This is a genomic window from Leifsonia sp. NPDC058230, assembly GCF_042882245.1.
Lineage (GTDB): Bacteria > Actinomycetota > Actinomycetes > Actinomycetales > Microbacteriaceae > Leifsonia.
The window spans coordinates 59,626-78,337 of sequence record NZ_JBHVWM010000005.1 but is presented as its reverse complement, the minus strand read 5'-3'; the positions used below and the strand labels follow the sequence as shown (position 1 = coordinate 78,337).

General features: G+C 67.3%; 17 protein-coding genes. 8 read left to right on the top strand and 9 right to left on the bottom strand.

Features of this window, described 5'->3' with window-relative positions:
- Positions 1 to 3 precede the first annotated feature (3 nt).
- Positions 4 to 894, top strand: a complete 891-nt coding sequence (locus tag ACFVV0_RS16420) for an ABC transporter permease (RefSeq protein WP_387065400.1) — start codon at positions 4 to 6, stop codon at positions 892 to 894.
- Positions 895 to 913: 19 nt separating this feature from the next.
- Here the strand turns inward: ACFVV0_RS16420 and ACFVV0_RS16415 are convergent, their stop codons facing one another.
- The 3 genes from ACFVV0_RS16415 to ACFVV0_RS16405 all read right to left on the bottom strand — a co-directional run bounded on the left by ACFVV0_RS16415 (position 914) and on the right by ACFVV0_RS16405 (position 4,090).
- Positions 914 to 2,320: an APC family permease gene (locus tag ACFVV0_RS16415; protein WP_387065398.1), complete on the bottom strand. Its 1,407-nt coding sequence runs from the start codon at positions 2,318 to 2,320 to the stop codon at positions 914 to 916.
- Positions 2,321 to 2,404: 84 nt separating this feature from the next.
- Positions 2,405 to 3,304 carry an SDR family NAD(P)-dependent oxidoreductase gene (locus ACFVV0_RS16410; protein WP_387065395.1) on the bottom strand — a complete coding sequence of 300 codons (900 nt, stop codon included), beginning with the start codon at positions 3,302 to 3,304 and terminating at the stop codon, positions 2,405 to 2,407.
- Between the two features lie 45 nt (positions 3,305 to 3,349).
- The gene (locus ACFVV0_RS16405) at positions 3,350 to 4,090 is read right to left on the bottom strand and encodes a DNA alkylation repair protein (RefSeq protein ID WP_387065392.1); all 741 of its coding nucleotides are present in this window, start codon (positions 4,088 to 4,090) and stop codon (positions 3,350 to 3,352) included.
- Positions 4,091 to 4,316: 226 nt separating this feature from the next.
- Here ACFVV0_RS16405 and ACFVV0_RS16400 point away from each other — a divergent pair, with 226 nt between their 5' ends.
- From ACFVV0_RS16400 to ACFVV0_RS16385, 4 genes are all read left to right on the top strand, one after another.
- Positions 4,317 to 5,762, top strand: a complete 1,446-nt coding sequence (locus ACFVV0_RS16400; RefSeq protein WP_387065389.1) for a DUF6421 family protein — start codon at positions 4,317 to 4,319, stop codon at positions 5,760 to 5,762.
- Positions 5,759 to 6,457 (top strand): SDR family NAD(P)-dependent oxidoreductase, encoded by a 699-nt coding sequence (locus tag ACFVV0_RS16395; protein WP_387065386.1) that lies wholly within the window; start codon positions 5,759 to 5,761, stop codon positions 6,455 to 6,457. Before ACFVV0_RS16400 ends, ACFVV0_RS16395 begins: the two co-directional genes overlap by 4 nt.
- A gap of 2 nt (positions 6,458 to 6,459) precedes the next feature.
- On the top strand, positions 6,460 to 7,530 hold the full coding sequence (locus ACFVV0_RS16390) for a threonine aldolase family protein (RefSeq protein ID WP_387065384.1): 1,071 nt from the start codon (positions 6,460 to 6,462) through the stop codon (positions 7,528 to 7,530).
- A gap of 284 nt (positions 7,531 to 7,814) precedes the next feature.
- Entirely contained in the window at positions 7,815 to 8,111 is a 297-nt protein-coding gene (locus tag ACFVV0_RS16385; protein WP_387065382.1) for a hypothetical protein, read from the top strand.
- A 22-nt stretch (positions 8,112 to 8,133) separates the two neighbouring features.
- Here ACFVV0_RS16385 and galU read toward each other — a convergent pair whose 3' ends face one another.
- The 6 genes from galU to ACFVV0_RS16355 form a co-directional block, all read right to left on the bottom strand.
- Positions 8,134 to 9,192, bottom strand: coding sequence for a UTP--glucose-1-phosphate uridylyltransferase GalU (galU, locus tag ACFVV0_RS16380; protein WP_387066350.1), 1,059 nt, complete (start codon positions 9,190 to 9,192; stop codon positions 8,134 to 8,136).
- A 66-nt stretch (positions 9,193 to 9,258) separates the two neighbouring features.
- Positions 9,259 to 10,653 carry a UDP-glucose dehydrogenase family protein gene (locus ACFVV0_RS16375; protein ID WP_387065379.1) on the bottom strand — a complete coding sequence of 465 codons (1,395 nt, stop codon included), beginning with the start codon at positions 10,651 to 10,653 and terminating at the stop codon, positions 9,259 to 9,261.
- A gap of 12 nt (positions 10,654 to 10,665) precedes the next feature.
- On the bottom strand, positions 10,666 to 12,099 hold the full coding sequence (locus ACFVV0_RS16370) for a glycosyl hydrolase (protein WP_387065376.1): 1,434 nt from the start codon (positions 12,097 to 12,099) through the stop codon (positions 10,666 to 10,668).
- On the bottom strand, positions 12,092 to 13,411 hold the full coding sequence (locus ACFVV0_RS16365; RefSeq protein ID WP_387066348.1) for a glycosyltransferase: 1,320 nt from the start codon (positions 13,409 to 13,411) through the stop codon (positions 12,092 to 12,094). The genes ACFVV0_RS16370 and ACFVV0_RS16365 overlap by 8 nt, the downstream gene beginning before the upstream one ends.
- A gap of 707 nt (positions 13,412 to 14,118) precedes the next feature.
- Positions 14,119 to 14,799, bottom strand: coding sequence for a class I SAM-dependent methyltransferase (locus ACFVV0_RS16360; protein WP_387065374.1), 681 nt, complete (start codon positions 14,797 to 14,799; stop codon positions 14,119 to 14,121).
- Positions 14,796 to 15,263 (bottom strand): SRPBCC family protein, encoded by a 468-nt coding sequence (locus tag ACFVV0_RS16355; RefSeq protein ID WP_387065371.1) that lies wholly within the window; start codon positions 15,261 to 15,263, stop codon positions 14,796 to 14,798. Before ACFVV0_RS16355 ends, ACFVV0_RS16360 begins: the two co-directional genes overlap by 4 nt.
- Before the next feature lie 159 nt (positions 15,264 to 15,422).
- Between ACFVV0_RS16355 and ACFVV0_RS16350 the strand changes: the two genes are divergently transcribed.
- The 3 genes from ACFVV0_RS16350 (at position 15,423) to ACFVV0_RS16340 (ending at position 18,622) form a co-directional block, all read left to right on the top strand.
- Complete coding sequence (locus ACFVV0_RS16350) at positions 15,423 to 16,178, top strand: class I SAM-dependent methyltransferase (RefSeq protein ID WP_387065369.1); 756 nt, start codon at positions 15,423 to 15,425, stop codon at positions 16,176 to 16,178.
- Positions 16,179 to 16,335: 157 nt separating this feature from the next.
- Positions 16,336 to 17,937 (top strand): CDP-alcohol phosphatidyltransferase, encoded by a 1,602-nt coding sequence (locus ACFVV0_RS16345; RefSeq protein ID WP_387065366.1) that lies wholly within the window; start codon positions 16,336 to 16,338, stop codon positions 17,935 to 17,937.
- Between the two features lie 94 nt (positions 17,938 to 18,031).
- Positions 18,032 to 18,622, top strand: a complete 591-nt coding sequence (locus ACFVV0_RS16340; protein WP_387065363.1) for a nitroreductase family protein — start codon at positions 18,032 to 18,034, stop codon at positions 18,620 to 18,622.
- The last annotated feature ends 90 nt before the right edge of the window (positions 18,623 to 18,712 follow it).

Genomic DNA, 18,712 nt, shown 5'->3' with positions numbered 1-18,712 from the left:
CCCATGAGCTACCAGAGCGCACCGGAGGGCGACGGGCCGATGATGGTCGCCTCGATCGGCGGCACGTCTGTCGCACGCGTCGACGGCTACCTGACGGGAGGTCGTCCTGGCGCGGAGAAGGACGCCCGCGTGCCGTTCCTGTCTCGCCGGTCCGTGCGGATCATCGGCGGCTTCGTGCTGCCGATCATCCTGCTGGCGGCGTGGCAGATCGCCTCGACCTCCGGTGCGTTCTCCTCGGCTCAGCTCCCGAGCCCGACCATGGTGGTCGAGGCCGCCGTCGACCTCGCCCAGCGCGGACTGCTCGGTCTCTACATCGCGATCTCCACGCAGCGCGTGCTCATCGGGTTCGCCTGCGGCGCCCTGCTCGGCCTCGTGTTCGGCGCGCTCGTCGGCCTGTCCCGGCTGTGGGACATCTTCTTCAGCTCGACGCTCAGCGCCATTCGCGCGGTGCCGTCGCTCGCCTGGGTTCCCCTCCTGATCCTGTGGTTCAAGATCGGCGAGGAGTCGAAGGTGATCCTCATCGCGATCGGCGCGTTCTTCCCCGTCTACACGACGGTCGCCGCATCGCTCAGGCACGTCGACCGGCACCTCGTCGAGGCCGGCCGAGCCTTCGGTCTCAGGGGCGTTCGGCTGTTCACCACGGTGCAGCTGCCGTTCGTGCTCCCGTCGGTGATCTCGGGGTTGCGCCTCGCCCTGGCTCAGTCGTGGCTGTTCCTGGTGGCCGCCGAGCTGATCGCCTCGTCGATGGGGCTCGGGTTCCTCCTGAGCGACTCCGCCAACAACGGACGCACCGACCGACTCTTCCTGGCGATCATCCTCCTCGCCATCATCGGAAAGCTCACCGACTCCCTCGTCGGCATCTTCGAACGCTGGTCCACCCGCCGCTGGGGCTGACGCCCGGGGCGGCCCGGCGTCAGGGGGTGGGAGCTCTGCGGGCCGCGACGAGGCGGAAGATGCGCTCGACCGCCCAGAGGATGATGCCGATCGCGAGAAGCGCGAGTGCGATGGTGTACTGACCGGGCGGGCGGCCTGAGGTCCACGGGAACACCAGGTAGAGGCACGTGATCGCGCCGACGACCGGCAGGAAGGTCGCCGTACGGAAGTGCTTGTGGTCGACGGGCTGGCGCCTCAGCACCAGAACCGTGACGTTGACCACGGCGAAGACCGCAAGCAGCAGCAGCGAGGTCGTTCCGCCGAGAAGCGCGACGATCGACCCTTCGGGGTCGAGCGAGACGTAGACGATCAGTCCGACGGCGAGGGCGCTCGTGAACAGGATGGCCGCCCACGGCGTCTGGCGCTTCGGCTGAACCTTCGCCAGGAACCCGGGAAGCACTTTCTGCTTGCTCATGCCGTAGAGGAGCCGGCTGGCCATCATCATGTTGATGAGCGCAGTGTTGGCCACGGCGAACATCGAGATGAACGGCAGGAGGTCGGCGATCGGGAAGCCTGGTGCCGCAGCCTCGACCGCGGCGACAAGCGGCGTCTCACTGCCGGCCAGCTCGCCGATCGGCACCAGCGCGACGACGCAGATCGAGATGAGCACGTACACGACGGCCGTGATCCCGAGCCCGGTGAGCATGATCCTCGGAAAGATCTTGCTCGGATTCTTCGTCTCCTCGGCCATGTTCACCGAGTCCTCGAACCCGACCATCGCGAAGAAGGCGAGCGAGGTCGCGGTGCTGACGGCGAGCAGAACACCCTTGTCTTCCGGGGTGTCGAAGGCGACGACCCGGGACAGGTCGGCGTTGCCCCCGGCGATCGCCCAGAGGCCGATCATGATCACGAGCAGCAGCCCGGAGAGCTCGACGAGCGTGAGCACGACGTTCAGCCAGACGCTCTGCGTGACCCCGCGCAGGTTGACGAGCATGATCAGCACGATGAAGGCGACGGCGATGAGCATCGTGACCGTGTTGTCGGCCGGCAACGCGAATCCGAGCGTCAGGTTGACGGCGAACGCCCGGGATGCGGTGGCAGCGGAGGTGATGCCCGAGGTCATCACGATGAAGCACACGATGAACGTGAAGAAGTGGATGCCGAACGCCTTGTGGGTGTAGAGCGCGGCGCCGGCCGCCTGCGGATACTTGGTCACCAGCTCCAGATATGAGAGCGCTGTCACCGTCGCGACGGCGAATGCCAGAAGGAACGGAAGCCAGGCGGCGCCCCCGACCTCCGCAGCGACCTGCCCGGTGAGGGCGTAGACGCCGGTTCCGAGGATGTCCCCGACGATGAACAGGAGCAGAAGCCCGGGGCCGAGGGCCCGCTTCAGCTCCGGCTGCGGCGACTCGGTCTTCACGACCTGAGTCCAGGATGGATCGCTCATGGCCCCCACTCTCCAGTGCGTTTGGGGGTCACTTTATGTGAGAGTTCACAGAAACTCCACCCATCCGGGTGGTGTCGCGAAAGCTCAGAGCTGTCGTCCGGTGAAGTTCTCCATCGAGGAGTAGACGCCGAACACGCGGCCGGCCACCGCATCCCAGGCCCGCGTGGGCAGGATCCCCTTGAGCGTCTTGGCGAGCCCGACCGACCAGGGCAGCATCAGCATCGGTCGTCCCGCGAGCATGGCGCGCCACACCTTGTCGGCGACGTGTTCGGGCGTGAGCACCGGGGTGAGGAGCGGGCCACGAGCCCCGTCGAACATCCCCGTCGAAATGTAGCTGGGAGCCACCGTGGTGACCCGAACGTGCCCGAAGCCCTGCTGGGTCAACTCGAGGCGAAGGCTGTCGCTCCACCCGATCACCGCCCACTTCGAGCCGGCGTAGACGCTCATCCGGGGGTTCGCCATCGTGCCTGCCGCCGACGCGATGTTGACCACCCGCGCCTCGCGAGGGCTCTCGATCATGCCGGGCAGGAATTCGCGCGTCACGTACATCGGCGCCAGCGCGTTGACCTGCATGGTCGGTCGGGTGTCCTCGCCGTTGTCGTGCTCCCAGAAGTACTTGCCGCGCACGATGCCCGCGTTGTTGATCAGGATGTCGATGCCACCGAGGTCTTTGCGCACCGCCTGCGCAGACTGGGCGATCGCGCCCAGCTCGCTGAGATCGAGGACGTACGGATGCACGATGGTGGCCGGCGCACCGGATGCCGAACTCGGCGAGCGCTCCGGTGCGCCCCAGGGTGTGGCCGTGCGCCCGTCCATCACGATGCCCCGGAGCTCGGCGACGAGGGTCTGCAGCGCATCCTCGTCGCGATCCCAGAGCACCACTGCGCGCGCACCCTCACGAACGGCGCGCTCCGCATACAGCCGACCCATGCCGGACGCGGCGCCGGTGATCAGTACGCGAGCCCCTCGAACCGTTCTCGTCATGTGACCATCATGGCAAGCTCACCTGAGGGTCGCTCACCCGACTGGTCATCGGCGCCCCCGGTAGTCGGCTCGCTGCTCGGGCGAGAGGTGCTCGGTCGCGTAGCTGAGCATGGTGCGCGGCATCCTGGGAGCGTTCGCGTCGAGGAACTCCAGTAGCGTCGCCCGGTCGATCCGCTTGCCGATCTCGCGCAGCATCCACCCCACCGCCTTCTGGATCAGATCTTCGCGGTCGTCGAGCAGCAGCTCCGCCAGCTGGACGGTCGTGGAGGCGTCGCCGTGCTTGATGAAGGCGAACGAGGACATCACCGCGACCCGGCGCTCCCACAGGCTCTCGCTGCGCACGAGCTCGAAGAGCACGTCGCGCGGGCCGGTCCAGAGGAACTCGCCGAGCACGAACTCGGCAGACGAATCCACGAGATCCCAGTTGTTCACGCGTCCGCGCCGCACCGCGTCGAGGTAGAACTCTGCGATCTGCTCACGCCGGGCCGGATCGTCGGTGCGTGGCCGCCCGGCCAGCTCGAACATCCGGTTCAGGATGATCAGCCCCGCCAGCCGGTGCTCATGGACTTCGCTGTCGAGGAGGCGACGGATCTCGCCGAGGTCGAGGGTCGGGAAGCGCTTGGCGATGGCGCGCGTCTGGGGAACGCGGACCCCGATGAACACGTCACCCTCGCCGTACTGCCCCGGCCCCGTTTTGAAGAATCGCTGCAAGAACTGTGCGTCTTCGGGATCTGCCACCTCGGCGAGCGCACGCTCCACGGCTTCGGCGGTGGCGGGAGTGGTCATGCGGCGAGCCTAGCCGCGTTTCGTTCGTCCAGAGGAGGACGGATTTTGGCGTCTGGCCCCAGATTGACGGCACAGATCCGCGTCGGATGAGCGTTCACGCAACAATCCACGCAGAGGGGCAAGAAAAGTTCTCAGGCATCTCGTTAGGATTTCGACAGGGTGCTCGTGCAGCGCTCGCCACAACAGGAAGCCGCGACCGCGGCCGATCAGCGACGGGAGGTTCGTCATGTCTCAATTCGTTTCCCAGTTCCCCACGGATGCAATTGTCGGAGAGCCCGAGGTCGTCGAAGACGGCCGTTCCGTGCGCTCGCTCGCCGCGCATCCCGCCTGGCTCCGGCTGAAGGATGCGGCTGTCGCCCTGCAGACCGTTCAGATCAAGGACGGTTCGATTCCCGAGGAGTCGCACAGATCCGACGCTGCGCGCGATGTCGCCACGATCGTGGACTGCATCGTCGAGCTCGCCCCGTACTTCGCCCACGACGCCGAGTACCTGGAGGCGCTGGCCACCGACTTCCACCGGTGGGCGGACGAGGGGTTCGGCGTTCCCGACTTCCTCGACTCGCTCATGGCGTTCCAGCCGCAGCAGCACAGAGTCGACGGGATCGGCCACCTCGTGGTGTTCCCGATGTACACGCAGAACGGCAGCACCGACCGGCTGGTCGAGGCCGTGCTCGTCGAGGTGATCTGGCCGGAGTTCATCGCCGAGCTCGAAGCCGGCGACTACGGGAACAAGCTCTTCGTCCCCCTGCGGTTCGTCGACTTCACCCCCGGCTACGACACCAACTCAGCGGTGCTGTTCCCGGAGACCGTCGCGATGCGCTCGATCCCGCAGTTCACCTGGGGCGCGATCTTCCAGGACCGTGAAGCGGCGCGCTACCGCACGGTCGTGCGCGCAGCAGCCGAGATCACGAAGCTCGAGCTGCCCGCGGACGCAGCGCGGATGCTCGACGACCAGAAGCTCACGGAGGAGACCTTCGTGATGTGGGATCTCATCCACGACCGCAGTCACATGCGGGGAGATCTGCCGTTCGATCCCTTCATGATCAAGCAGCGCATGCCGTTCTTCCTCTACTCCTTGGAAGAGCTGCGCTGCGATCTGACGGCATTCCGCGAGTCGGTCCGTCAGGAGCGCGAGCTCGCGGCCCTGCCCGATTCCGAGCTCTCGGCTGCGCAGCGCGATATCCGCGAGCATGCCCGGCTGGTGCAGTTCGCAGTGATCTTCGATCGCATCTTCCGCTTCGCCATCACCGGCAGCCGTGTGCGCAACTACGACGGACTGGGCGGCCAGCTCCTGTTCGCATGGATGCACCAGCACGACGTTCTGCACTGGACCGACACGAAGCTGACCATCGATTGGGAGAACGTTCCCGAGGTGGTCGTCGCCCTGAGCGATCGGATCAACGAGCTCTACTGGCGTTCCATCGACCGGCCCAAGGTCGCTCATTGGCTGGCCGCATACGACATGCTCACTGAGACCCTCACACCGAACCCGGCGTCGAACTGGGCGCGCGGTCTCTCCGACGAGATTCTCGCCGGGGTGCCGAAGGGCTACACGGATGCCGTGCTCGACGACGAGTTCCCGCTCTCGATGTTCTACGAGGCGCTGAGCAAGAAGATGTCGGGCGTCATCGAGTCGACGGCCGGCATCACAGCGGAGTCGGACACGAAGTGAGCACTGACCTCACGGGAAAGATCGTCCTCATCGCGGGCGCGACCAGCGCCAGCGGTGAGGCGGTCGCCCGAGCACTCGTCGGCGCCGGCGCGACCGTTCTGGCCGTCGGCACCCGGCCGGAGGCCCTCGCCGCCCTCGCCGACGCCGTTCCCGGCGTCGACACCCGGGTGTGCGACCTCGGCGACCGGTCGGCCGTTGCCGAGCTCGCCATGCGCATCCACGTCAAGTTCGGCAACGTCGACGGTCTCGTCCACCTGGTCGGCGGCTGGCGCGGCGGTGGCGGGATCGCCGGTCAGAGCGACGAGGACTGGGCATTCCTCGAGCGGGGATTCGAGACGTTGCGCAACAGCTCGCGAGTCTTCTACGAAGATCTCGTCGCAGTTCCGGCAGGACGTCTCGCCGTGGTCTCCTCCACGGCCGTCGATCGGCCAACCGCCGGCGGCGCCAACTACGCAGCGGCCAAGGCGGCGGCGGATGCGTGGACGCGGGCCGTCGCGCAGGGATTCACCAAGGATGCCCCGAACGCGGCCGCGGCGATCTTCGTCGTGAAGTCGCTCGCCGGTCTCGAGGCCGAACTGGCGTCGAGAGTGGTCGATCTCTGGAGCGAAGATCCCTCCACGATCAACGGCGTGCGCACGTTGCTCACAGATCGGGCCGACGGTGAAAACAAGTCGGCCGATCCTGCGAGGATGTAAGGGTGACGCTACAACTCCATGACCTGAACCTCCGCGGCTTCGCCTCCGACAACTACGCGGGTGTCCATCCCGAGATCCTCGACGCCATCGCGGCCGCCAACGAGGGCCACCAGATCTCCTACGGCGAAGACGTCTACACCGAACGATTGCACGACGTCTTCGAAGAGCACTTCGGCACGGGCGTGCAGGTCTTCCCCGTCTTCAACGGAACGGGCGCGAACGTCGTCGGCCTGCAGTCGATGCTGCCCCGCTGGGGCGCCGTGGTCTGCGCCAAGACCGCCCACATCAACACCGACGAAGCGGGCGCACCAGAACGCGTCGCGGGCATCAAGCTGCTGCCCGTCGAGACGCCCGACGGCAAGCTGACCCCCGAGCTCATCGACCGGGAGGCCTGGGGCTGGGGCGATGAGCACCGCGCCCAGCCGCTCGTCGTGTCGATCACGCAGACGACCGAACTCGGTACGGCGTACACGGTCGAAGAGGTCAAAGCCATCGCCGACCACGTGCACTCGCTCGGCATGAAACTGCACATGGACGGCGCCCGCATCGCCAACGCGTCTGCCTCCCTGGGCGTTCCGCTGCGCGCCTTCACGACCGACGCCGGCGTCGACGTGCTGAGCTTTGGCGGCACCAAGAACGGGATGCTCTACGGCGAGGCCGTCGTCGTGCTGAATCCCGAGGCGTCGGAGGGCCTGCTCTACCTGCGCAAGCTCAACATGCAGCTCGCGTCCAAGATGCGCTTCATCTCCGCTCAGCTGATCGCCCTGCTCACCGACGACCTCTGGCTGCGGTCCGCCTCGCACGCGAATGCGATGGCGAACCGACTTCGCACCGCCCTCGAGACGGGAATCGCCGACGGCAGCATCCAGGGCGTCGGCTTCAGCCAGGCGACCGAGTCGAACGGGGTGTTCGCCACGCTGCCGACCGGTGTCGCCGATCGCCTCCGCACGCACTTCCGCTTCTACGACTGGAACGCGGCCAACAACGAGGTGCGCTGGATGTGCTCCTTCGACACGACCGAGCACGACATCGACGCGTTCGTGGCCGCCCTCGTCGACGAACTGGCTGTCTGAGACCCGCAAAAAGCCAGCAGCCCGCGGGCCGAAATCCTGGCACTCAGACTGGGGTACAAATCGTGTCCTCATTTTGGCCCACAAGAGGTGTTTCTCCGCTAGAGTTCAAGAGTCGGTAGAGGAACCCGAATATCCTCTCCCGATAACCCCGAAACGCATGCCGGGCACGTGAATCTCCCTAGGATTCATGAGCCCGGCATCGTGGTTTAACCCGTCTTGACTCCTCCGCCGTCGCGCGTACCGTCGACCTGCGCCGGGAATGCCGGCGACGAGAGGACCCGAGGATGACCGAGACGCTGAACGATTCCCAAATCGAGGGCCTGAGCGCGAAGACGGTCGCGCACGTGGTCCATTACCGCCGCAAGACCTACGTGACCCGGCCGACGGAAGGCTACGCGCTCCTGAAGCGCATCCGCACCCTCCTTAAAGACGGCACGACCGACCTGGTCCCACTGGTGCATCGCGACGGTTTCGTCTGGCTGGCGATCGGCCCCGGCATCCCGGTGGCCGTCGACGAGGTCGAAACGGATGCGGACCACGACGAGAAGCACACGCTGAAGCGCCTCGGACTCGAGAAGTGAGCCGAGGCGCCTAGCGACAGCGTCAGTCGACGAGGCCGGCCGGCAGCAGCTCCTTGTCCTGCTTGCCCTTGCGGGCAGGCGCTGCCGCAACAGGCGCAGCAGCGACAGACGCGCCCGCCGGAACCGGCTCAGGCGCCACCGCCGGGCGCACCGAGCCCGATTCGGCCGCGTCCAGCGCGGACTCCGGAGCCGACGAGCCCACGAACTCGCGCAGCCACGGCACGAGATCCGGGCCGAGGTCGGGGCGGTCGGAGGCGAGCTGCACGATCGCCTTGATGTAGTCGAGCCGGTCGCCCGTGTCGTAGCGGCGACCGCTGAAGATGACACCGTGCACTCCGCCGGTCCAGTCCGGCGCGCTCGCGAGGCCCTGCAGCGCGTCGGTCAGCTGGATCTCGCCGCCCTTGCCCGGTTCGGTCTTCTCCAGGATGTCGAAGATCTCGGGGCGCAGCACGTAGCGGCCGATCACGGCGTAGTTCGACGGCGCGCTGTCCCGGTCGGGCTTCTCGACCAGTCCGGTGATGCGCACGACGTCGTCCTCGTCGGTCTCGATGACGGCCGCGGCACCGTAGAGGTGGATCTGGCTCGGGTCGACCTCGAGCAGCGCGACGACGGTGGTGTTGCGCTGGCGCTGCACGTCGAGCATCCGGGTGAGCAGCTCATCCCGGGCGTCGATGATGTCGTCGCCGAGCAGAACCGCGAACGGCTCGTGCCCGATGTGCATCTTGGCGCGGAGCACTGCGTGGCCGAGACCCTTGGGGTCGCCCTGGCGCACGTAGTGCATGTCGGCCAGACCGGTGGAGTGGTTGACCTTCTCGAGGCGGTCGGTGTCGCCCTTGCGTGCGAGGGTGTCCTCCAGCTCGGTCGCGCGGTCGAAGTGGTTCTCCAGCGCGTTCTTGTTACGGCCGGTCACGAGCAGCACGTCGTGGAGACCCGCGCTCACCGCCTCTTCGACGACGTACTGGATGGCCGGCTTGTCGACCACCGGCAGCATCTCTTTGGGCATGGCCTTGGTGGCGGGGAGGAAGCGGGTTCCGAGCCCGGCTGCCGGGATGACGGCTTTGGTCACGTAGTGGGTCACGATGATCTCCTGTCGGTGGACGGTACGAAGAAGTGGGGAGGGTTCGTCAGCGGTCGGCGGATGCGCGACTCAGCGAAGCGGGGCGAGCTCGGCGAGGTCGTCGGCGAGCGCAGCCACCTCCGGAACCCGGCCCATGGCGTGGACGGTCCAGCCGGCCTTGCTCCACTCGGTCGCGGGCAGGCAGTTGCGGGCGTCGATCACCGTCTGGTGGTGCACGACATCGCCGAGGGCGACCGGGTCGAGGTCGATGAACTCCTGCCACTCGGTGAGCACGATCGTGACGTCGGCACCCGCGACCGCCTCGTCGACCGAGTCGGCGTACCCGAGCGTCGGGAACATCCGCTGAGCCGTGGCGTTGGCCTGCGGGTCGTAGACGACCACCTGAGCGCCGCGCAGGTGAAGAGCGGCGGCCACGTTCAGAGCGGGCGAGTCGCGCACGTCGTCGGTGTGCGGCTTGAAGGCCGCGCCCAGAACTCCGATGCGGCGGTTGAGCACCGATCCACCGACCGCCTTGAGCGCCAGGTCGATGACGCGCTGCCGACGGCCCATGTTGATCTCGTCGACCTGCTGCAGCAATCCGACGGCCGAGTGCGCGCCGAGCTCGCCGGAGCGGTGCATGAGCGCGCGGATGTCCTTCGGGAGGCAGCCGCCGCCGAAGCCGAGGCCGGCGTTCAGGAACTGGCGGCCGATGCGCTTGTCGTGGCCGAGCGCATCCGCAAGCAACGAGACATCGGCGCCGACGACGTCGCAGATCTCCGCGATGGCGTTGATGAAGGAGATCTTGGTGGCGAGGAACGCGTTCGCGCTGACCTTGACCAGTTCGGCGGTCGGCAGGTCGGCGACGAGCACCGGGGTTCCGGATGCGATCGGCTGCGCGTAGACCTGGCGCAGCACCGCCTCCGAGCGGGCTGTCGTGCCGCCGAAGACGAGGCGGTCGGGCGTGAGCGTGTCCTCGACGGCCTTGCCCTCGCGCAGGAACTCCGGGTTCCAGACGACCTCCGCCTGCACCCCCTCGGGGAGGGCGTCGGCCACGATGGCGCGAAGGCGGGATCCCGTGCCCACCGGAACGGTCGACTTTCCGACGATCAGCCCGTCGTGGGTCAGGTTCGAGGCGATGGAGCGCGCCGCGGTCTCGACATAGCTGAGGTTGGCGGCGAAGCTCCCCGACTGCTGGGGCGTTCCGACGCAGATGAAGTGCACATCCGAGACCGCGGTCGCCTCGGCGATGTCGCTCGTGAAGCGGAGGCGACCGGATGCGACGTGCTTGGTGATGAGTTCGGGCAGCCCGGGCTCGAAGAACGGCACGCGCCCCTCGCTGAGCTCCTGGACCTTGCGGGGGTCGGTGTCGACACCGATGACGTCGAAGCCGAGTTCGGCCATGGCGGCCGCGTGGGTCGCACCGAGGTAGCCGGTGCCGATGACGCTGATGCGGGGCGCCGGGGCGTCCTTGAGGAGTTTCTTCATGATGATCAGTCCTTACTTCGCTGGGGTGAGCGTGAAGTTGTCTTCGGGTTTGGTCAGGCCGGTGATGAAGGCCGACAGGGTGTCCGCTCGCGAGTCGATGCGCCAGTCGTTGGTGGCGCGTACGCCCTCGACATAGCTGGTGACCGCGAGGTTGAACCACGAGAAGCCGATGATGTCGTCGTTCTCCGGTTTGCCCATGGCTTGGAAGAACGAGTTGATCCAGGCCACCTTGTGCCCGTCGGTCTCCGAGGCGCCGATCTCCGACAGCAGGATCGGTTTGGCGGTGATCGACCTCAGCTCGTCCAGGCTCGGCTTGAACGTGTAGTCGAACGAGAAGTCGTTGTCGGGCTTGTACGGCGGCCGCAGGTATCCCGAGAGCCCGACCCAGTCGACGTAGGCATCGCCGGGGTAGAGCGACTGCAGGTAGCCGTCGACCTTGTGGGCGGCGGGGAGGTTGTTGACGATGTTCGGCGACCAGACCCACATGACCAGGTTGTTCGCACCCTCGGCCTGGAAGATGTCGTGCACGTGCTGCCACATCTTCACGTACTCGCCCGCGCTGTTCCCGTTGATCGACTTGCCCTGGCCATCGGTCTCCGACCATGGGTACCAGACGCCGTTCATCTCGTGGTCGAGGCGGATCGCCAGTGGCAGACCGGTCGCGACGATGTCCTTCGCGTACTGGTGCAGGTAGGCGTCGAACGAGCCGTCGATGATCTTCGGCAGGGAGTAGTCGGGCGCCACGTTGGTGTCGTTGCCCGCACTGATCGGCCGGGACTCCCAGGTCATCAGCGGCAGCCGGCCCGCCTGCCAGGCGCGAGTGACCGCGTTGGCCCGGAAGGTCTCATCCCAGCCGCTGAAGTAGCCGACCACGTTCGGCTGCACGCCGATCTTCGCGCTGGTGGCGTCGAAGGTCGCCCAGTTGAAGGGGGCCTGGTCGGTGTACATCCCGAAGTAGCGGCTCGCGGGCTGCAGGAGCTGCGCCTTGGACGGCGCGGTGATCGGCGCGGCGACCGAACCCGACCCGGGCTTGCTTCCGGATGCGGTGTGCGTCTTGGTTCCGGAGCCCGCAGCGCTCAGCTGCGCCTTGGCCTGCGCCAGGGCGTTCTCCGCGGCGACGGCGCGCTGCTGCGCCTCGGCGAGCTGCTTGGCCGTCGAGGCCTGCGACGTGAGCACCTTCTTCTGGAGAGCGGTGATCTTGCCCTGCTGGGTGCTGATCATCTTGGTCGCGCTCGTGAGGCTCTTCTTGAGCGTGGTGTTCTCGCCCGCGAGCGGGTTCACCGCCGCGACCGCGGCGTTGACTGCGCCACGCACCGGGCTGGTGGGCGAGGCCCAGATGAAGTACGAGAGCCCGCCGAGCACGAGCGCGAGAACGAGGAAGGCGGCCGTGGTGATCTGGGAGCGGGATTTGCTCTGCGCCCACCAGTTGGACGTGAATTCAGACAAGGAAGAAGACCTCCAGGGTCAGGATCGCGATACCGATCAGGTAGGGGATGGCTGCAAGGGGGTTGAGCCGGCGGCGCTCCGCGCGCTTCGACTCGGTCTTCGGTGCGGGAGCCGGTGCCGACGCCTGCGCCTTGCGGACTTCGGCGCGGGTGGCGAGGGCGGTGGCGGTTGAGACTCCGCCGACGGCGTCGGGGAGTGCGGGACCGGACGTGGACGAGTATGTCGAGGCCGCATCCGCTGCCTCGATCTGGTCGATCTCGTTGTCGGACGTGATCTCGTTCGGGCCGCCGGAGTAGGCGCCGGAGCGGGTGCCCCAGCCGGAGGCGTGGGCCATCCGGAAGAACCCGATCAGGCGGATCGGCATCAGGAAGAACGTCGAGACGATGATGAACACCGGCAACCGGAAGAAGTCACTGGGCTTCTCCGAGAGGTGGCGGATCTGCCGGATGGCCATGCTGATCACCGAGGAGACGACCATCAATCCCACGACGGTGAGCACACCGGTTTGTACCCCGTAGGCGTGCAGGAACCCCTCGTACAGGTTGTAGCCCTGGCCGGTGAGGGAGCGGTAGATCCAGCCGCCGAGGACGCCGGCGAGGATGAAGGGGAGCAGGATGTCGGTGAGGAAGAAGAACGCCAGCAGGGGGGCGTGGCCCAGCATCCACGGCAGCATCCGCAACGTGTTGTACTGCGACCCGCGCGCCCACCGCAACTGCTGCTTGAACAGCTTCTTCACCTTCAACGGCGCATCCGTGTACACCAGCGACGTGTGCTGGTACACCGTCCGATACCCCTCCTTCAACGTCAGATTCGTCAACGTGCGGTCATCGGACACCTCCAGGAACACCCCCAGGAACCGTTCGGTCATGAACTTGTCCATCACCCGCATCAGAATCGACCGGCGGAACGCGATCGTCCGCCCCGGCAAACACCCGATCTGACCCACCACCGACTGCGCCGGCATCGAATACAACGCCCGCGAATTCTCCAACCAATCCGCCCACCGGGTGATCCACGACCGCTCCGGCTCCAAAATCCGCTGCTTCGTCGTCACCCCACCCACCCGCTCATCCTTGAACGGCTTCACCAACTCGCTCAACACATTCGGCGTCCACACCGTGTCCGAGTCCACCAACACCGTCACATCCCCCGACGACATCCGCGTCCCGATCATCACCGCGTTCCGCTTCCCCGGAATCGGCGTGTGCACCCACCGCACCAACGGCGCGAACTCCTCGCACACCTCCACCAACCCCGGGTTCGGCGCCCCATTGATCACCACGATGATCTCCCCCGGCCGCTGCTCCACCATCCGGCCCAACACATCCCGGAACAGATCCAACGGCTCGTCCACCACCGGAACCACCACACTCGTCGACACCGCGAAATCCTCGGTGTACGCCCGATACCGCTTCGAAACCACCACCTTGATAACCCAAATGACCCAAATGATCGCCGAATACACAGCGAACAAATACAGCTGGGGGTGGCCTTCGAGCATGTGTCTGATTTGAAGGATGAAAATGAACACGAGGAGACCTTTCGTGATCGACGGGGCGAACATCCGCAGCGTTGAGGACGATGATCAGATTCGGGTAGGTCTTGTTTCTATCCGGGCCCCCGATCGGGGCGCAAGTGGGCCGGATCGCCTGAAAAGAGCCCGAAACAACGCTTCGGCGAGCACCTTCCACCGGTCGGTTTCGCGGAGGCTGTCCGTCGACATGCGGACACTCGCACCCTGTCGGCAGAAGTGCGGACACACCCTCGTTCGGGGGTCCCGGAAAGGCCGGTCAGCATCCCAAACAGAAATGGGATCCGGATGCGCGTCGTACGAGGGCGCACATCACGAGCTTCCGACCCTTGTACCCCGGTCCGGGGTCATGGACGGGAGGCCTCCGGGAGGAGCTCCGACCCTGAAACGGGGGCCAAGAATTTACAAGCCTGAAACAAAAGGTTCACCAGAAGGTTCGTCGCGGACCTCTTGACACAGCGGTGTCCACCTGCAGGCGTCGGGTCGCGTCAGCGACGGTTGCGTGGGCTGGATCCGCCTGCGAGGAACGCGGTTCCGAAGCACAATTCCGTCCAGGAGGGATCGGCCAGTTCGTCGTGCATTGCGGCGCGGATGGTCGCCCACGGACGGCGCATGATCCACTCGTCAGGGGAGGCGGAGGTCCGCACGGCTGCGATTCCGAGCCGCGACAGCCAGCCGGGCGTTCGATCCGGGAGCTTGAGATCCAGCACGACCAAGCGACCGCCGTCGGAGAGGGCCGCCGCACCGTGCGCGATGACCTGCCCGCATTCGGGCACCTGTGTCAGTGCGTACGTGGACAGGATCGCGTCGACCTCCGCCGGGAAGTCGAACTCGGCCGCGTCGGACTGCACGAGGCTGACGTTGTTCCAGCCATTCGCCTCGACCCGGTCCCTGGCGCGAGCGAGCATCGCGTCGGTCAGGTCCACACCGACGAGCCGGCCGCTGGGACCGATCGCCTCCTCGACCAACGGGAAGTTCAAGCCCGTGCCACAGGCGATGTCGACCACCCTGTCACCCGGGCGGAGGCCGAGTGCCCGCACGGCACGCGAGCGCTGCGCCCGATGCGGGTAGCCGGGGGCCGGGTAGAGCCAGGAGGTGGAATCGTAGTGTCTCGCCTTCTTGCGGTATATCTCGATCAAGCGCTCACGGGTACGGTCGGCCTGGCTCACGGTGACCCCGTGCCCGTCTGCACGTCCGACTCGACCGCGGCCTTGATCGCCGCCATCTCGATATCGCTCACGCGCTGAATTCTGCCCTGGAGGGCGCGGCCGGGGACGGCGCGCATGATGTTCGCGAGGTCGACCTCGACCCACATCATGGCGTTCGTGTGTTCATCGCCTGCCGGCTCGAACTCCATTCCCCAGCGCGCCACGGACGTTCCCATCGTGCCGGCGAACGCCATCGAGCGGGGCGGGTCGACGGCGGTCACCTGCTCACGCCGGCTGTGATTCCAGCCAAGGTCCTTAGCCCGCTGCTCCACCCAGGCGCCAGGCAGCATGGGACCGCCGCCGTCGATGCGGCACTCGAGCACCGTCGGCGCCCACTCCGGCCAGCGGCCGACGTCGCACAGGTAGTCCCACACGTCACTGACGCTTCCAGTGACTGTGATGCGGCTCTCGGTTCTGATCGTCATCGGGTCGGCCATCCGTGGACGGGTTCCGGTCGCCATGCTTCCGCGGCCTGCGTCCTCTTCATAGGGTTCCACGGATCGGCGGCGCTGGCGATGGGTGATGCGCAATACTTGTGTCATGTCGCTGCCGCGATGGCTGTGGTGCCGACGCCGGGAGCCAGTGTGAACAGACGCGCCGACGTCGGAGCCGCCCTGCTCGACGCGCGGGTGGCCGCACACCTGCCCGGCCAGTTCGTCGGTCAGGAGAGCTTCATGACGGCCGACGCCATCCTCTCCCTCGCCCGCAGCGCCCGCGTCGACGCCGACGTGCGCGTGCTCGACGTGTGCTGCGGGACCGGCGGCCCCGGCAGACACATCGTCCGCACCTTCGGCTGTGCCTACACCGGCGTCGACGCCGATGCCGAGGCCGTTGCGCTCGCCTGGGAACGAACCGCCGGACTGCCGTGCACCTACGCCGTGCACACCGTGCCGCCGCTTCCCGCCGGCACCTTCGACATCGTGCTGCTGCTGGAGACCGTGCTGGCGTTCCGCGACAAGCGGGGGCTGGTGGCGGCTGTCGCCACGGCGCTGCACCCGGGCGGCCGGTTCGCCTGCACGCTGGAGGAGGGGATGCCGTTGACGCCCGCCGAGCGCGCCGCCATGCCGGCCGCCGACACCGTCTGGCCCGTGCCGCTGGACGAGTTCGAGAAGGTGCTGGCCGACGCCGGTCTCGCCACGGAATCGGTTCAGGACGACACCGCAGCGCACCTGCGTGTGGTCACGGCCCTGCTGGCCCAGTTCGCCGCGAATCGCGACCGCATCGTGGCGGAGCTGGGCACGACCCTCACCGATGACCTTTTCGCCTCGCACCGGCTGTGGCGGGACTGGATGGCGACCGGCCGCATCCGCAAATTCGCGCTGACGGCACGGCGCGTGTAGGCACGCAGAAGCAAACCACCGCATCCGGCACCCCGGCACCTCGACGTGGGCGATTGAACCTTTCCAGCGGCCCGCTCGTGTGGTTAGTGATGTGCCGGTGGAAGCTTGAAACGCAAACCGGCGAGAGTCGCGAAGGAGTGCGGTGCGCAGGATACTCGTGACCATTCTCGCCGCCGTCGTGCTGTGCCTGGCGCTGGCGTCGCCCGGACAGTACTCCGTGTGGGGCATCCAGGACTTTCTGCGACTGCCGATCGAGGGCCTGGCGCTGGGTGTGGCCGCTCTGCTGCTTCCACCGCGGCCGATGCGCGTCGTCGCCCTGGTCTTCGGTGTGCTGCTGGCCGCCCTCGTTCTGCTGCGCGGCCTGAACCTGGGCTTTCGCGCCGTGCTCACCCGGCCGTTCGACATCGTCGATGACTGGACGTATCTGCGCGACGGCGCCGAGACCCTCGCGACATTCGCGGGTCCGGCGGTCGCGGCACTCGCCGTCACCGCCGCCATCGCCGTGGCGGTCGGCATCTTCGTGCTCGTGCCGTGGGCGTCGATGCGCGTCGCCGACGCGATCGGCCGGCAGCGCGTTCGCGCTGTGCCCGTTCTGGCGACGCTGGTGGCGGCGTGGTCGATACTGGCGGTCACGGGCGTGGGCTGGCCGCACGGGTACTACACGGCGGCGATCGCCAGCGACGCCACGGCGCGGATGGCCTGGCAGACGGTGCAGGTCCTGCCCGACGACCTCGCCGATCGGGACGCCTTCGCGCACGACATCCGCACCGACCCGGCGGCCGCCGTGCCGGCGTCGAGTCGCATCGCCGGTCTCGCCGGCAAAGACGTTCTGGTGGTCTACGTGGAGAGCTACGGACGGGTGGCGCTGGACGACCCGCAGCTGGCGCCGACCGTGCGCAGCGCGCTCACGACCTCCGACGAACAACTGTCGGCAGCCGGGTTCTCGGCTCGCAGCGCATGGGTGGACTCGCCGACGTTCGGCGCCGGCAGCTGGCTGGCCCATGCCAGTGTCGGGGCGGGGCTCTGGGTGAACAGCCAGCGCCGCTACGACCAGCTCATAGCCGCGCCCCGGATCACACTGTCGAGCACGTTCGGCGATGCCGGCTGGCGCACCGTGTTCGACGTGCCCTCCACCGACCGGCCGTGGGTGCAGGGGCAGCAGTTCTACGGATACGACAAGCTGTACACGAAGTTCAACGTCGGCTACCAGGGCAAGCCGTACGGCTACGCCACGATGCCCGACCAGTACATCTACCACGCGTTCGCGCAACGCGAGCTCACGCCGGGGGACCGCCCGCCGGTGTATGCCGAGATCGACACGCTGTCCAGCCACTACCCCTGGACGCAGCCGCCGTCGCTGCTGCCGTGGAACGACGTCGGCGACGGGGCCGCGTTCACCGGGCCCGTCGCCACGACGACCAGCCCCCGTGTGATCTACGCGCGCACCGTCGCGTACGCCATGCAGGCGCTCACGCAGTTCGTCACGAACAGCCACGACCCGAACCTCGTCGTGCTGGCGATGGGCGACCACCAGCCCAACAGCTCGGTCACCCGCCAGGGCGCCAGCCACCAGACGCCGGTCATGCTCATCACGAAGGACGACGCGGCGCTCAAGGCGGCCGACGCCTGGGGCTGGAACGCCGGCCTGGAGCCGGCATCGGATGCCCCGGTGTGGCCGATGAGCGCTGTGCGCAATCACCTCTTCTCCGCGTTCGGAACGAGCGAGGCGCGCACGGCGATGACGGGAGCACACGGATAGGACACGCAGCGAGCGGGGAATAGCCACTGAGCCTATGTGTTTACATAGATTGGCAATGGAGCCGTGTCCCCCGTTCTCTCCCTTCAGGAGTCTCATGGCTATCGCCGAACTGTCCGATCGCGCCGCCGACACGAGCGCGCGCCTGCTGCCCGTCCTCGCCGAGCGCTGGAGCCCGCGCGCGTTCGATCCCACCGCATCCGTCGACGAAGAGAAGCTGACCGCTGCCCTCGAGGCCGCGCGCTGGTCGCCGTCCGCCGGAAACACGCAGCCGTGGCGATTCATCGTCGCCCGCCGCGGAGGGGCGGCGTTCGCCGCGATCGAGCAGAACCTCGTTGGCTTCAACGCGGCCTGGGCGGGATCGGCGAGCGTACTGATCGTCGCCCTCGCCGAAGTGATCGACAGCGACGGCAACGCGCGCCGCTGGGCCACCTACGACCTGGGCCAGGCGATCGCGCACCTCAGCATTCAGGCGCACCACGACGGACTGCACGTGCACCAGATGGGCGGCTTCGTCGTTGAGGGGCTGCGTTCCGCGTTCGACATCGACGACCGTTTCCTGCCGGTGTCCATCACGGCGCTCGGCACGCTCGGCGATCCGGATGCGCTCCCCGAGGTCCTCCGGGCGCGCGAGCTCGCCCCGCGCACGCGCACTGCGCTCGACGACCTGGTCGTCGTCAACGGCTGACCGCATCCGCCGCCCGTCGACATGACGACGAGTCGCGGCAGATCGATGCTCCCAGGCTTCGGGAAGGTCGATCTGCCGCGACTCGTCGTT

Bases quoted from the DNA above. Each gene is read 5' to 3' on its own strand.
- ACFVV0_RS16420 (WP_387065400.1), top strand. From the start codon at position 4: ATGAGCTACCAGAGCGCACCGGAGGGCGACGGGCCGATGATGGTCGCC.
- ACFVV0_RS16415 (WP_387065398.1), bottom strand. From the start codon at position 2,320: ATGAGCGATCCATCCTGGACTCAGGTCGTGAAGACCGAGTCGCCGCAG.
- ACFVV0_RS16410 (WP_387065395.1), bottom strand. From the start codon at position 3,304: ATGACGAGAACGGTTCGAGGGGCTCGCGTACTGATCACCGGCGCCGCG.
- ACFVV0_RS16405 (WP_387065392.1), bottom strand. From the start codon at position 4,090: ATGACCACTCCCGCCACCGCCGAAGCCGTGGAGCGTGCGCTCGCCGAG.
- ACFVV0_RS16400 (WP_387065389.1), top strand. From the start codon at position 4,317: ATGTCTCAATTCGTTTCCCAGTTCCCCACGGATGCAATTGTCGGAGAG.
- ACFVV0_RS16385 (WP_387065382.1), top strand. From the start codon at position 7,815: ATGACCGAGACGCTGAACGATTCCCAAATCGAGGGCCTGAGCGCGAAG.
- ACFVV0_RS16375 (WP_387065379.1), bottom strand. From the start codon at position 10,653: ATGAAGAAACTCCTCAAGGACGCCCCGGCGCCCCGCATCAGCGTCATC.
- ACFVV0_RS16365 (WP_387066348.1), bottom strand. From the start codon at position 13,411: ATGGTGGAGCAGCGGCCGGGGGAGATCATCGTGGTGATCAATGGGGCG.
- ACFVV0_RS16355 (WP_387065371.1), bottom strand. From the start codon at position 15,263: ATGACGATCAGAACCGAGAGCCGCATCACAGTCACTGGAAGCGTCAGT.
- ACFVV0_RS16340 (WP_387065363.1), top strand. From the start codon at position 18,032: ATGGCTATCGCCGAACTGTCCGATCGCGCCGCCGACACGAGCGCGCGC.